This window comes from Nonomuraea sp. NPDC003707, from assembly GCF_053587055.1.
The window spans coordinates 1-13,516 of the sequence record NZ_JBSFNK010000090.1; the positions used below are offsets into that span (position 1 = coordinate 1).

Genomic DNA, 13,516 nt, shown 5'->3' on the forward strand with positions numbered 1-13,516 from the left:
GGCGTACGAGCACTACCGGCGCGCCGCGAAGTCCACGGCCAGCCTCGCCGAGCAGCGGTACCTGGAGTCCCGGGCCGGCAACGGCGGACTCGCAGTCGATCCTGTCCAACGGTGTCGAGGTCACCGTATGTGTCCAGCCAGGACCCCGGGTGAACCTCTTGCTGTGATCAGGCAGAACACCTCGTAGAGTGGATGGCGTGGGCAGGATCGCCGGCCCGCACAGGCAGGCCGCACGCAAGCCGGGCGCGCCGCAGATCGATTACGCGGCGCTGTTCGCCGCCACGCCGAGCCCGTGCCTCGTACTGGATCCGGGCCTGATGATCGTCGACGTGAACCGCGCCTACCTGCGCGCGACCGGTCGCACCGCCGAGGATCTGATCGGGCGGCACATCTTCGACGCTTTCCCCGACAACCCTGACGACCCCTGCGCAGAGGGCGTGAAGAACCTGCGCGCCTCGCTGCACCGGGTGCTGGCCTACCGGGAAGCGGACACGATGGTGTTGCAGAAGTACGACATCCCGCTCGCCGACCACCCCGGAGCGTTCGAGGAGCGCTGGTGGTCCCCGATCAACACCCCCGTCCTGGCGCCGGACGGGACGGTGTCGTGGATCCTGCACCGGGTGGAGGACGTGACGGAGTTCGTCCACTCCTGCTCCGCTCAGCAGCCCGCCGTCCGCCTTTCGGCGGGGCAGGAGGAGTCGATGGAGGCCGAGCTGTACGCACGGGCGCAGGAGTTGCAGCGGCTGAACGAGGAGCTGCGCCATGCTCACGCCCGCGAACGTCAGGTCGCGCTCGCGTTGCAGGAGGCCATGCTCCACTCCCCTGACCTGGACCTCCACCCTGACGACATCGCGGTGCGCTACCTGCCCGCCGTCGGGACGCTGAACGTCTGCGGCGATTGGTACGACGTCGTCGACCTGCCGGACGGCCGTTTCGCTGTCGCGGTCGGCGACGTCGTGGGCCAGGGTCTGGAGGCCGCGACGGTCATGGGAATGCTCCGCAGCGCGCTCAGCGCGGCGATCCGCGCGGTCAAGGAGCCGGGCCCGGCGCTGGAGGTGGTCGGTCTGTACGCCCGTTCCCTCGAGGGTGCGCTGGCCACCACTGCGGTCCAGGCCGTGATCGACACCATGGGCTGCCGCATCACCTACAGCAGCGCCGGGCATCTGCCGCCCGTCCTGCTCCACTCGGACGGCTCCTGCGCGCTGCTGGACCAGGCCACCGACCCTCCCCTGGGCGCCCGCCCCGACCACGTCACCCGCCCCCAGACCGAGCTCCCCTACACCGCGGGAGACACCCTCGTCCTGTACACCGACGGCCTCATCGAGCGCCGCGGGGAGGACATCGACGTCGGCTTGGCGCGCCTGACCGCCGCGCTGGCCCGGTGCAGCCGGCTGACCCCCGATTGCCTCGCCGACGTCGCCCTGAGCTCCCTGGGCATCAGCAGCGGCGCAGGCGACGACGTCGCCCTGCTGGTCACCCGGCTGTGAAACCCGGGTACGTCAGGCCGAGACGGCCCGGACCGCCTCGCGGATCAGGTCGGCCACGTCCTTGGGACGCGACACCGCGACGGCGTGCGAGGCCCCCTCGACCTCGACGACGGTCGCGCCCGCCCGCTTGGCGCCGAACCGCTGGACCTCGGGATTGATCGCCTGGTCTGCGGTGGCGATGAGGGCCCAGGAGGGCTTTGTCCTCCAGGCCGCCGTGGCCGCGGTCTCGGTGAACGCCCCCGCGGCCAGCGGCCGCTGCGCCACCGCGAGAACCTTGGTGACCTCGGCGGGGACGTCCGCGGCGAAGATCTCCGGGAACGCCTCGGGGGCGATCGTGACCTCGACCGCCGGGTCGGCGCCCTCGACCGGGTAGCCCGACTGCCGCAGGTTGGCGCCCAGCGGCGACTCCGGGAAGCGCCCCTGCAGTTCGCCGAGGCTCTCGTCGTCCTCGAGCACGTAGGCGGCGACGTAGACGAGGCCGACGACGTTGGCGGTCGCGCCGGCCACGGTGATGATCGCGCCGCCGTAGGAATGGCCGACCAGCACGACGGGGCCGTCGATCTGGGCGGCCACCGAGGCGATGTACGCCGCGTCGGAGGCCAGGCCGCGCAGCGGGTTGGGCGGGGCCACCACGGGAACGCCGTGCTCCTGCAGTTCGGCGATGACGCCGGTCCAGCTGGCGGCGTCGGCGAACGCGCCGTGCACGAGAACGACCGTGGGAGTGGTGCTGTCCGTCATGGGGAGGGCTCCTTGATCAGGGGTGGGCTGTCCGGGGCGCTCAAGGGCGCAGCGCGTCGCGGAGGAACTCGCCGCCCTGCTGGGTGGCCGCCTTCGCCGCGTACGTGTCGCGCATCGCGTTGACCATGACGAAGTCGTGGATGATCCCCTGGTAGCGCACGGCCGTGGTCGGCACGCCGGCGGCGCGCAGCTTGGCGGCGTACGCCTCTCCCTCGTCGCGAAGCACGTCGGCCTCGGCCACGATGACCAGCGCCGGCGGCAGCCCGGCGAGCTCGTCCAGGCTCGCGCGCAGCGGCGACGCGGTGATCTCCGCCCGCTGGGCGGGGTCGGTCGTGTACTGGTCCCAGAACCACTTCATGCCGTCGCGGCTGAGGAAGTAGCCGCTGGCGAACTGATCGTAGGAGCCGGTGTCGAAGGCGGCGTCCGTGACCGGGTAGAACAGCAGCTGCGCGGTCAGGTTCGGCCCGTTGCGCCGCTTGGCCAGGATGGTGGTGGCCGCGGTCATGTTGCCGCCGACCGAGTCGCCGGCCACCGCGATGCGGGCCGGGTCGAGGTCGTGCTCGGCCCCGTGCTCGGAGATCCACTGGAGCGCGGCGTAGATCTCCTCGATCGCGGTGGGGTACTTCGCCTCCGGGGAGAGGCTGTAGTTCACGAAGACCGTCGCGGCCTGGGCCCGTACGGTGAGCTCGCGGACGAGCCGGTCGTGGGTGTGGGCGTTGCCGAACACCCAGCCGGCGCCATGGACGTACAGGATCACGGGCAGGGTGCCCTGGGAGCCGGCCGGCCGGAAGATCCGGATGGAGACCTCGCCCGACGGGCCGCCGGGGACGGTGAGGTCCTCGATGTCGGCGTCCGGCACGGGGACGTCGCCGTCCTGCACGCCGTCGACGGCCTTGCGGCCCTCGACCGGGCCGAGGTCGTAGAGGTACGGCGGGTTCTCGGTCGCCTCGGCGAACGCCTGTGCGGCCTCTTCGAGGACGGGCTTGATATCGGACATGCTGCCTGATCTCTTTCCATGCGCATACGTGCCACCTGTGGGCGGCTTACGCAGGTCAGCATCGCAACCCCGCCGCCCGGACGCATCAGTAAGTTGACTGGCGTCAGCGCCGGGCGGCCAGGGCGTCCTTGAGGAAGAGGGCCCCCTGGCGGACGGCGGCCAGCGCCGGCGGGCTGTCCCGCAACGGGTCAAGCGACGCGAAGTCGTGGACGGTGCCCAGGTATCGGACGGCGGTGACCGGCACACCCGCCGCCAGCAGCCGGCGCGCGTACTGCTCGCCCTCGTCCCGGACGACGTCGGCCTCCGCGGAGACGATCAGCGCGGGCGGCAGCCCCGCGAGGTCCGCCGTGCTCGCCCGTGCCGGCGCGGCGGTGGGTTCGTGCTCGTCGTCGGTGTACTGCTGCCAGTACCACTCCAGCGCGGCGCGGGTCAGGAGGTAGCCGGAGGCGAACCGCCGCTGCGAGGCGGTGTCGCAGCGCGGGTCGGTCATCGGGTAGTACAGCAGCTGGGCCCGGATGCGTGGCCCGCCGCGCCGCTTGGCCATCATGGCGAGCGCCGTCGCCATGGTGGCGCCCGCGCAGTCGCCGGCGACCGCCAGCCTCCGGCCGTCCAGCCGCAGGTCGGCGGCGTGCTCGGCCACCCAGGTCAGCACCGCGTACGACTCCTCGACGGCGACGGGGTAGCGCGCCTCGGGCGTGCGGGTGTACTCGGGGACCACGAACGCGGCCTCACCGGCGGCGGCGAGCTCGCAGATCATCCGGGCGTGGGTCCGCGCGTCGCCGAGCATCCAGCGGCCCCCGTGGAGGTAGACGACCACCGGAAGGGGGCCGGTCGGCCGGACCGGCCGGAACACCCAGAAGCCGGCGAGCCCGGACGGCCCCACCGGCGCCACCAGGAACTCGGCCGCCACGCCGAGGTCGTCGCGCTGGTGCTCCTGGGTCTCCAGCAGCGCCTGCCGCCCGTCGACCGGGCCGAGCTCATGCAGGTACGGCGGTGCCGCCGAGGCGTCGACGAGCCTCTGGACCAGGGGATCGAGGACGACGGCGGGCCCCTCGCAGGCGCCGCCGTCCGCGGCGGGGTCAGTTCCCACGTCCCTCACCTTTCGCTCGCCGAGTGTGCCGATCGTACGCGCGGGTGGTCACAGGTCGTCGAAGAGGTCGCGGAGCTGGTGACGGCTGCTGACGCCCAGCTTCGGATAGACGTTGTAGAGGTGGGAGCCGACCGTGCGGGGAGACAGCATGAGCTGCTCGGCGATCTCCCGGTTGCGCAGTCCCCGTGCCGCCAGCCGGACGATCTGGCGCTGCTGGGCGGTCAGCTCCGCCAGCGGGTCCGCCTGGGCGGGCGCGGCGGCGACGCCGCTGGCCCGCAGCTCCACGCGCGCCTCGTCGGCCAGGCCGCGGGCGCCGAGCCGGGTGAACGACTCCAGCGCCGTGGCCAGGAGCGGCCGGGCGTCCAGGGGCCGCCGTTTCCTGCGCAGCCACTGCGCGTAGTGGAGCCGGGCCTGCGCCCGGGCCAGCGGCCACTGCTCCCCCGCCGGGTTCACCGTGGCGAGCCGGAAATGGTGCTCGGCGTCCTTGGGTTCGCCGGTCAGCGCGGCGGCGTGGTGCACGAGCAGCGTCATCCGGGTGGTCGGGCGTTCCCCCAGCGCGGCGCGCACCGCCGCGACGATGCGCGCCCCCTCCTCCTGCCGGCCCGTCCGCTGGGCGGCCGCGGCCAGGTCGACGACCGACCGGTTCGACAGGAAATAGTGCAGGGGTACGCCGTCCTCGCCGAACAGCAGCCGGAAGTGGCGGAACGCTCCGTCGAAGTCGCCCGCCGCCGCGGCGCTCGTGCCGGCGGCGCGCAGCAGGCGGGCGTGGGTGGCGCGGTTCTCCTCCAGGCCGACGGCCGTCCAGGCGGGATCGGCCGGCATGTCGGCGGGCTGCCCGCGCAGGGCTCGCAGGGTCATCCGCAGCGCCTCGACGTCGATCTCCAGATGCCTCAGCTTCTGAACGGCCGCCAGCGTCGCGGTCTCCTCCAGATGCTCCTCGGCCTCCGCCCAGCGACCGGTGTCGATCAGCGCCGAGCCCATCGCCGCGAGGGTGGGCGCGGCATTGCCCATGGAGCCGTACGCGGTGAGCAGGGCGAACGCCTGCCGGAAGGACTCCACGCACAGTTCGGACTCGTCGGCGTACCAGGCGACCGCGCCGGCCGCGTGCAGGCGGGTCACGTCCGCGATGCCGGTCGGCAGCTCCGGGGTGCCGGGCCGGCGGCGGATCCGCCGCAGCAGCTCGGGGGCGTTGACCGGGTCGGCCCCGGCCAGGGCCACGGCCCGGACCGCCTCGAAGGCGTCGCTCGTCGTCAGCTCGGAGTAGGGCGTCTCGCGGCTCCCGGCCTCGAGCCCGTCGAGCAGGGCCGCAATCGGCCGCCGCACCTCGGGCAGGCCGGACTGGAAGGCGACCGCCTGGAGCACGGCGGCCATGGCGAGCACCGTCATGCCGTCCTTGGGCGGATCCGGCTCCAGCGCGCTCAGCAGCACCTGGAACCCCTGCCGCTGGTAGCCGGACAGCGACAGGGCGATGCCGGCGCCGCAGGCCGCGACGCCCAGCAGGTCCCGGTCCTCGGTCAGCGCGGTGACCTTGTCGTACAGCTCGCGTACCCACGAGGGGTCGCCGGCGTTCTGGGCGGCTCGCAGCGCCTTGGCGTACCGCCGCGCCCGATCCGCGGCGCCCGGGCTGCACTCGGCGGCCCGTTCCAGCGCCCGTGCCGCCGCGAAGAAGCCGCCACGGCGTTCGGCGAGTTCCGCGGTGTCCTCCAGCGCCGCCGCCACGGACTCGTTTTGCCGCAGGCACGCGGCGGCCAGGTGCCAGGCCCGGCGCGCGGGGTCGGCGTCGAGGGCGGCCGCGAGGTCCGTGTGCACCTGCCGGCGCAGGTGCGCCGGGGCTCCGTCGTACGAAGCCGTGCGGACGAGCGGATGCCTGAAGGCGACCCGGCCGCCGGCGATGGTCATGAGACCGGCGTCCTCCGCGGGCGCCCACACCCCGAGATCCGATCCGGCGCCCGCCGCGGCCATGACGGTCTCCAGGTCCTCGTGGTCAGAGGAGGCGGCCGCGTAGAGGATCAGCCGCTGGGTGCCGGCCGGCAGGGCGCGTAGCTGGGCGGCGAACATCTCCTGGATGCGCAGGGTCTGCGGCAGCCCGCCGCCGGGCACCGCCTGGCCCGCTCGTACGGCGCGGGCCAGTTCGATGATGGCCAGGGGGTTTCCGGCGGCCTGTTCGAGCAGGTCGATCCGGGCCCGGCCGGTGGGCGGCTCCGGCTGGGCGTCCAGCAGGTGCGCGGCCGCCCGGCGGCTCAGCGGCGCCAGGGACAGCACCGGCAGGTCCGGATTGAAGCCGTCCGGAGGAGTCTGGCCCCGTGCCGCGAGCAGCACCGTCACGGCGTGGGTCGCCAGGCGGCGCATCACGAACCCGAGGACGTCGCGCGTGTCGCGGTCGAAGTGCTGCACATCGTCGGCGATCAGCAGGACGGGCCGGCTCCGGGAGACGCGGGCCAGGAGGTTCAGCACTCCGACGCGCAGCGGCATCGGGTCCTGCTGCCGGGTGGCGGCGACGATCCCGAACGCCGCTTTCAGCGCCTCCCGCTGGTGTTCGGGAAGATCGTCCGTCTCGGGCAGCAGCGGAAGAAGCAGCTGGTGCAGGGCGGCGAACGACTGCTCCACCTCGGCCTCACAGCCGCGGGCGGTCAGCACCAGGCTTCCGATCCCGCGCGCGTGGTCGGCCGCGGCCGCCAGCAGCGCCGTCTTCCCCGTGCCGGCCTCCCCGAGCAGCAGCATCGTCCGCGGCCCGCTCCGGCGCCCGTCGATCGCGTCCACGATGTGGGCGAGCTCGGTCCCCCGGCCTGTCAGCGTCGTGGTGGGGCCGGGCGGGGTCCCGCGTTCCTCGCTCCCGCCGTCGATGCGCGCCCCCGGCCAGGAAGAACCCGGACCGGCGGCGACCATCGGCTCATCCATGGTGTGTCCCCCGTCGTACCAATGCCGGCGACCTTATTCTGCCAGTTACTGATGGTTTGGGCGATTTACCGACGTTCGCCGTCCCGCCGCCCGCTAATGACACGGGGAGGACCATCAGGCCACCGCCGAATCCGGCGCGATCTGGAAGACGGCAAACGTTTACGGTCCCGCCATTCAAGATCATCCGATTGGTCGCCGATGATCTTTAAGTTTGCGGCGTTTGTGCGGTTCTCTCACCTACGTGGAAGGACATCCATGCGCATTTCCGCTCGGGCATTCGTCGTCACCTTAGCGACGGCCCTGGCACTCAGCAGCGCGACCGTGGCCGGCACCCCGGCCATCGCGCAGGAAGACCCCGCCCTGGCAGCCCTCAGCCAGGTCGTGCCCGAGATCGTCGAAGAGGCGCGGACGACCCCGCCCACCGAGATCCCGGACGGCGACGTCCAGCGGCCCTTCGCCATCGCGACGGACCCCGACCGTACGCTGGTCGCTACCGTCAGCGAGACCGACATCGGCATCGGCCTGCCGGAGGCCGACGGCGCCGGCAGCCAGCCGCTGCCCGGCCTGGTCACCTACGCCGCCAAGCAGCCCAGCGTGGCCTACGCCCACCAGCGCACCGGCCAGATCGCCCGGGCGCTGACCATCATCAAGGACGCCTCGGCGCCGACCGAGTACCGCTTCCCGATCTCCGCTCCCGAGGGCAGCATGCTGGAGGTCGAGGAGGACGACGGCACCGTCCTGATCTACAACAACGACTTCTACCTCGCCGAGATCGACCTGCCCTGGGCCAAGGACGCCAACGGCAACCCGGTGCCGACCTCGTACCGGGTGGAGGGCATGACGCTCATCCAGACGGTCGAGCACGCGGGCGCCGCCTACCCCGTGGTCGCCGACCCCGCGCTCAAGCTGCAGTGCGAGTGGTGGAAGGCCATGTGCCGGCTGATCTTCTCGAAGAAGCTCACCAAGAAGATCTACAACGCCTGGTTCGTCGCGGGCGTCGCCGGCGCCATCGAGGCGCTGAAGGGCTCCTGCGACAAGCTCAAGGGCAAGGCCAAGCTGATCTGCAAGGTCGCCTACACGACGGGCGGCGCCTCGGCCATCTACAAGGTCCGGGACGCGGCCAGGAAGAACCAGTGCTTCGCGATCCGGTTCCAGGCTCCGGGCATCGTCTGGTACGAGGTCCGCAAGAAGAGCTGCCAGAGCAAGTAGCCCCGCACCATCCCGACGCCCCCGCCCGAACCGGCGGGGGCGTCGCCCTGCGCGCACCTCCCGGTTCGCGGTGGCTCACTGGAACGAGAGGGAGTCGATGGCGATGGTGCCGTTCCCGCCGTACCAGAAGCCCATCGCGAGTTGCCCGGGAGACACGCGCCTGATCCCCCGCTGACCCTCCGGCCGGCAGAACGTCGGCTACCACCAGCCCACGAGTTTCTCTCCGGATTCAATTCTTCCGTCTGAATGCATTCATCAGCACAACCGTTCTCGGCGTATTCGCGCCCTGCCCGCACTTCCTCCGGAGCGACTGCGGCGTCCCGCGATCGTGCAGGTGGCGGGGCCATCACGGCCGTCCGTGCCCACCTGCTCCCATGGAAATTCCGAACTGCCGGCCGATTGTCCTGCGCGGCCATCTGACTGACTGCTTGACACGATCGCCATCCATATTTAAGGTCACGTTGACCAGGCGGCTTGAAACGTTTTTATCGATGTCGGGCGCGCCTGGCGGCGAAGCGCGGCCGCCATCTCCCCACCCCCATCTACGGGAGAAATCATGCGTACCAGAAAAGCGCCAACGCTCCTCACCGCAACGGCCACCCACAGCGCCTCGACGGACGGCATCACCAACTGGGCACCCCCACGGAGAATCCCATGACAACAGCCCCCACCACGGCGCCACGCCCGCTCAAGGGACGACGTCGTCGGTTCGCCCGCATCGTCGCCGCGCTCGCCATCCTGTCGGCCGGCGCAGGGGCCGGCATCGTGCTCGGCCCGCCCCCGGCGTCCGCCGCCGCCTGCGGAGAGGGCACCTTCCAGTCGCAGGTGACCGTCAGCGGCAGCACCTGGACCGCCCGCAACAGCGCCGGCGGCAGCGTCTACACCGGCACCGACTTCCGGGCGGCGGTCCAGGCCGGCATCGGCAGTCTCACAGCCGGGCGCACCTCGATCCAGCGGGTCGTCGTGCGCGGCAACGGCACGATGAGCGCCGGCAGCCGGATCTCGCTGCCGAGCTACACCTCCCTGTCGGTCTGCGGCACGATCAACGTAACCGGCTCCGGCTCCGGCGACTACGCGCCGATCTATTCCCGCGGCACCGCGAACATCGAGGTCCCGTACCTCAACGTCACCGGCACCCCGATCTACGGCATCTTCCTGCGCAACGTCACGAACGTCTGGCTCGGCCAGATCGACATGCGGCTCGGCGCGGGCCTCGGCGTACGCATCGACAACCGCGGCGACACCAGCCAGTGGACCCGCAACGTCCGGGTCGACACCGTGTACGTGCAAGGGGCCAGTTCGCACGCGATGGAGACCTACGGCGTCGACGGTCTCACCGTCGGCACCGTGACAGCACGCAACGTCGGCGAGTCCGGCCTGCTGCTCAACCAGACCATCAACGCGACGGTCGGCACCGTCGACGCCGACAACGCGGGCGCCGGCACCGGGTACGCGGCCTTCCGCATGGCCAACCGCAACGGCCGGGTCGGCAGCGCCTACCCGAACAACATTCGAGTCGGCACCGTCAAGGCACGCGGCGGCGGCCGGGGCATCTTCTGCGTCTCGGAGAGCGGCGGCGCCACCATCGACCGGGTCGACATCGCCAACACCGGCAACAACTCGGTGCTGGTGGAGAACTGCTACAACGTCGTCATCGCCGGAGTGTCGGGCACGGTCAGCGGCGGCGGCGAGGTCCGGATCGCGGCCCGTACGGAGTTCGCTCCGTCGTCGGGCATCAGGTTCCAGAACCTGACGGTCACCAACACCGCCATCAGGTGGAGCCCCTGCACCGGCAGCAACAACACGATCAGCAACGTGACCCGTGTCAACTCGACGCTGACCTGGTGCTGACTCATCCGCCGCGGCTGTCGGCGCAATTCCCCTCGCTCTCGGACCGACAGGAGAGACCATGCGAAAGGTCCACTTCTTCATCGTCTCCGTTCTGATGCTGTCCCTGTCGCTGGTCGTCCCGAGCGCCGCTTCGGCCGCGGTGATCGGCCCGGCCGGGTGCAGCGCCCGCGTCGGCACGGCGGCCGCCGCCGCGACGACGACCGTCTGGATGGCCGGCGACTCGACCATGGCGAACCCCAGCGCCACCTGCCCCGTGGGCTGGGCCACCGAATTCGACTCGCTGTTCCACAGCAACATCGTGGTCAACAACCTCGCCGTCGCCGGGCGCAGCATCCAGACCTGGCTCTACGAGGGCAACGTGACATCCACCATCGGCTCGAACGGCGAGTGCGTTCTCAGCTCCACCACCTACTCGTCCCGATGGCAGCAGATGCTCACCGGCATGAGGGCCGGTGACTACCTGTTCATCCAGTTCGGCATCAACGACGGCTCGACGACCTGCCCGCGCCACGTCGGCACCGCGCGCTACCAGGAGCTGATGACGACGATGGCGCAGGCGGCGCTGGCCCGCGGCGCCCACCCGGTCCTGCTCACCGCCGTCGCCGCCATCACCTGCTCGGGCAGCACCGCGGTGAAGAACCGCGGCTTCGTCACCCAGACCAACGCCGCCGGCGCCGCCACCGGCTCCCCGGTCATCGACCTGCAGACTCTCAGCGTCGACTACTACAACTCCCTGGGCCTGTGCCCCAACAACGGCGACTACACCTCCGGGCCGCTCGGACAGTTCTTCTGCAACGACCACACCCATTTCGAGGCGTACGGCGCCCGGCGGATCGCCCGGCTGGTGACCGGCGCGCTCCGGACACAGAAGATTCCGCTCGCCGACTCCCTCCTGTAGCACCCGCAGGCCGTCTCGTCGCTGGTGGCTGTGATAGCGCAGGCACCAGCCGCCTCGGCCCGCCAGACGTCGGCGGGGCCGGCCATCGCAGCCACCGGGCGTTGGAACGACGTGTGGCAGAGTGACGAAGTGCGCATTTCCTCGCGGGCGTCGACCCTCGACGAGCCCATCGACCGTGAGCTGGTGCTGCTCGCCCAGTCCGGTGACTCGGCCGCCCTGGGCACGCTGCTGGCCCGGCATCGCGCGGGAATGCTGGCGGTGGCGGTGAGCGTGCTGCGGGATCCGGCCGAGAGCGAGGACGCCGTCCGGGACGCGTCGCTGACCGCGCTGGCCCGGATCGGCGACCTGCGCGATCCCGCCGCCGTGGGCCCGTGGCTGCGGATGATCGTCCGCAACCTCTGCCGCAAGCGGCTGAACGCCACGACCGCGATCCCGGCCGGGGACCTGCCGCCGTCGGCCGAGCGGGCAGCCGATCCGCAGGAGGTGCTGGAGCGGCACGCGCAGCGCGACTGGGTCTGGCACGCCGTCGGGCTGCTGTCCCCGCCCCTGCGTACGGTGACCCTGCTGCGGTACTTCTCCTCGGTCACCCGCTACGACGAGATCGCCGCCGCCTGCGGCGTCCCGGTCGGCGCCGTCCGCCGCAGGCTGCACGAGGCGCGGGGCATCCTCTCCCGTACGCTGCCGGCCACCTTGCACAGCGCGTACGACGACATGGCCGCGGTTACGGCGGCCCGCCGCCGGGAGGCGGAGGAGGCCGTCGCGGCCGGGCATCAGGGCACGTTCGAGGCCTTGCTGCGGGAGCGCTGGTGGCCTGACGTGGAGATCGCCTGGGGCAACGGCCGCCGCACGCGCGGCATCGGTCACCTGGCGCAGGTGATGGACGTCCGCATGGCCGCCGGGACCCGGCAGCGCCTCACCGGCGCCCGCTCCGGCCTCCACCTCTCGGACGCGGTCGACCATGTCGTCGGCGAGATCGAGCAGCGCGACCTGAGCGACGTGGTGCTGGTCGGCCACAGCTGGGGCGGCTATCCGATCACCGGGGCCGCCCATCGGGTCGCGCGCAGGCTCGCCAAGATCGTGTATTTCAACGCCTTCGTCCCGGCTCGCGGTGTGCCGTTCGTCGACGAGAACCAGGACTACGCCGCCATCCTGCGGGCGGCCATCGATGCCTCGCCCGACGGCAGGGTCTCCGTCACGTTCGAGCAGGTCCCGATGCTGGTGCCGGAGCTGCCCGAGGCGGCGCAGCGGCTGTTTCACGAGCTTCTCGCGCCGCAGCCGGGCGCGTATTTCCTGCAGGCGCTCGACGTGGACGACGTGACGACGCTGGGGTTGCCGGCGGCGTACGTCCTCAGCGAGAACGACCTGGCCCTGGCCCGGCCGGGCGACGAGCTGGCCGCCCGGATCGGCCTGACGCCGTTGATGGTGCCCGGCGGTCACCAGTCCATGCTGACGCACCCCGACGAGGTCGCCGAGGCGCTGCTCAAGTGCTGATTCGCCGTACCGAACTCAGCGGACCGCTCACCGGCGGCAACGGCGTCCGTCATGCCGAACTGCCTTCCCCGTTTCGTGGCTGCGGCGTTTTCATGGTTGCCGTGAAAACCTTGACGAACGATCACTTCCGATTCATAGTGAGCCCGTCAACCCACAAAGCTGCGCCCCTCCGGGGATCGCCCAGCGCATAAAATGTTAACGCTAACATGCAATGGCCACGCTTCATGATCCTTTGATCAACAGCTCACCCGCGGAAATTCCAGCATTCGCGGCGCCCCCCGAGAAAGGCAGAGGTTCATCATGATCGTCGGGTCCGGATTACGGCACGTGAAAACGGCGATGCTGTCCGCCGGGGCAGCCGTCGCGCTCGCCGTCGGCCTGCTGGCCGGCATCCCCGCCCCGTCGCAGGCCGCCGCATCGCAGTCGTGCGACATCTACGCCGCGGGCGGCACGCCGTGCGTGGCGGCGCACAGCACGACCCGCGCCCTGTACGCCGCCTACAACGGCTCGCTCTACCAGGTAAGGCGCTCCTCGGACAACGCCACCCAGAACATCGGCCTGCTCAGCGCGGGCGGGTACGCCAACGCCGCGGCACAGGATTCCTTCTGCGCCCGTACGACGTGTGTGATCACCGTCATCTACGACCAGTCAGGACGCGGCAACAACCTGACCCAGGCGCCTCCCGGCGGCTTCTCCGGCCCGGCTCCGGGCGGATACGACAACCTCGCCGTGGCGACGGCGGCGCCCACCATGGTCGGCGGGCACAAGGCGTACGGCGTCTACGTGGCCCCCGGCACCGGCTACCGCAACAACAACACCAACGGCGTCGCCAGGGGAGACCAGCCGGAAGGCATGTA

Annotated in this window: 10 protein-coding genes; 6 read left to right on the top strand and 4 right to left on the bottom strand. The window is 71.4% G+C overall.

The window, feature by feature from the left end:
• Window positions 1–197 precede the first annotated feature (197 nt).
• Window positions 198–1,487, top strand: a complete 1,290-nt coding sequence (locus ACWDRB_RS66835) for a PP2C family protein-serine/threonine phosphatase (protein WP_449912597.1) — start codon at window positions 198–200, stop codon at window positions 1,485–1,487.
• A gap of 12 nt (window positions 1,488–1,499) precedes the next feature.
• On the opposite strand, the gene ACWDRB_RS66840 is transcribed toward ACWDRB_RS66835, so the two are convergent.
• The 4 genes from ACWDRB_RS66840 to ACWDRB_RS66855 all read right to left on the bottom strand — a co-directional run bounded on the left by ACWDRB_RS66840 (window position 1,500) and on the right by ACWDRB_RS66855 (window position 7,210).
• Window positions 1,500–2,225 (bottom strand): alpha/beta fold hydrolase, encoded by a 726-nt coding sequence (locus ACWDRB_RS66840; protein ID WP_449912598.1) that lies wholly within the window; start codon window positions 2,223–2,225, stop codon window positions 1,500–1,502.
• Between the two features lie 40 nt (window positions 2,226–2,265).
• Window positions 2,266–3,222 (bottom strand): alpha/beta hydrolase, encoded by a 957-nt coding sequence (locus ACWDRB_RS66845; protein WP_449912600.1) that lies wholly within the window; start codon window positions 3,220–3,222, stop codon window positions 2,266–2,268.
• A 103-nt stretch (window positions 3,223–3,325) separates the two neighbouring features.
• Entirely contained in the window at window positions 3,326–4,312 is a 987-nt protein-coding gene (locus tag ACWDRB_RS66850; RefSeq protein WP_449912602.1) for an alpha/beta hydrolase, read from the bottom strand.
• Between the two features lie 48 nt (window positions 4,313–4,360).
• Window positions 4,361–7,210, bottom strand: coding sequence for an AAA family ATPase (locus ACWDRB_RS66855; protein WP_449912604.1), 2,850 nt, complete (start codon window positions 7,208–7,210; stop codon window positions 4,361–4,363).
• A 255-nt stretch (window positions 7,211–7,465) separates the two neighbouring features.
• Between ACWDRB_RS66855 and ACWDRB_RS66860 the strand changes: the two genes are divergently transcribed.
• The 5 genes from ACWDRB_RS66860 to ACWDRB_RS66880 form a co-directional block, all read left to right on the top strand.
• Window positions 7,466–8,419 carry a hypothetical protein gene (locus ACWDRB_RS66860; protein ID WP_449912606.1) on the top strand — a complete coding sequence of 318 codons (954 nt, stop codon included), beginning with the start codon at window positions 7,466–7,468 and terminating at the stop codon, window positions 8,417–8,419.
• A 654-nt stretch (window positions 8,420–9,073) separates the two neighbouring features.
• Window positions 9,074–10,270, top strand: coding sequence for a hypothetical protein (locus ACWDRB_RS66865; protein WP_350743128.1), 1,197 nt, complete (start codon window positions 9,074–9,076; stop codon window positions 10,268–10,270).
• Window positions 10,271–10,328: 58 nt separating this feature from the next.
• Window positions 10,329–11,168, top strand: coding sequence for a hypothetical protein (locus ACWDRB_RS66870; protein ID WP_449912608.1), 840 nt, complete (start codon window positions 10,329–10,331; stop codon window positions 11,166–11,168).
• 129 nt (window positions 11,169–11,297) lie between these two features.
• Window positions 11,298–12,659 (top strand): alpha/beta fold hydrolase, encoded by a 1,362-nt coding sequence (locus tag ACWDRB_RS66875; RefSeq protein WP_449912610.1) that lies wholly within the window; start codon window positions 11,298–11,300, stop codon window positions 12,657–12,659.
• A gap of 300 nt (window positions 12,660–12,959) precedes the next feature.
• Window positions 12,960–13,516: arabinofuranosidase catalytic domain-containing protein (locus ACWDRB_RS66880; RefSeq protein WP_449912611.1), on the top strand; the 557-nt coding region annotated here is incomplete at its 3' end.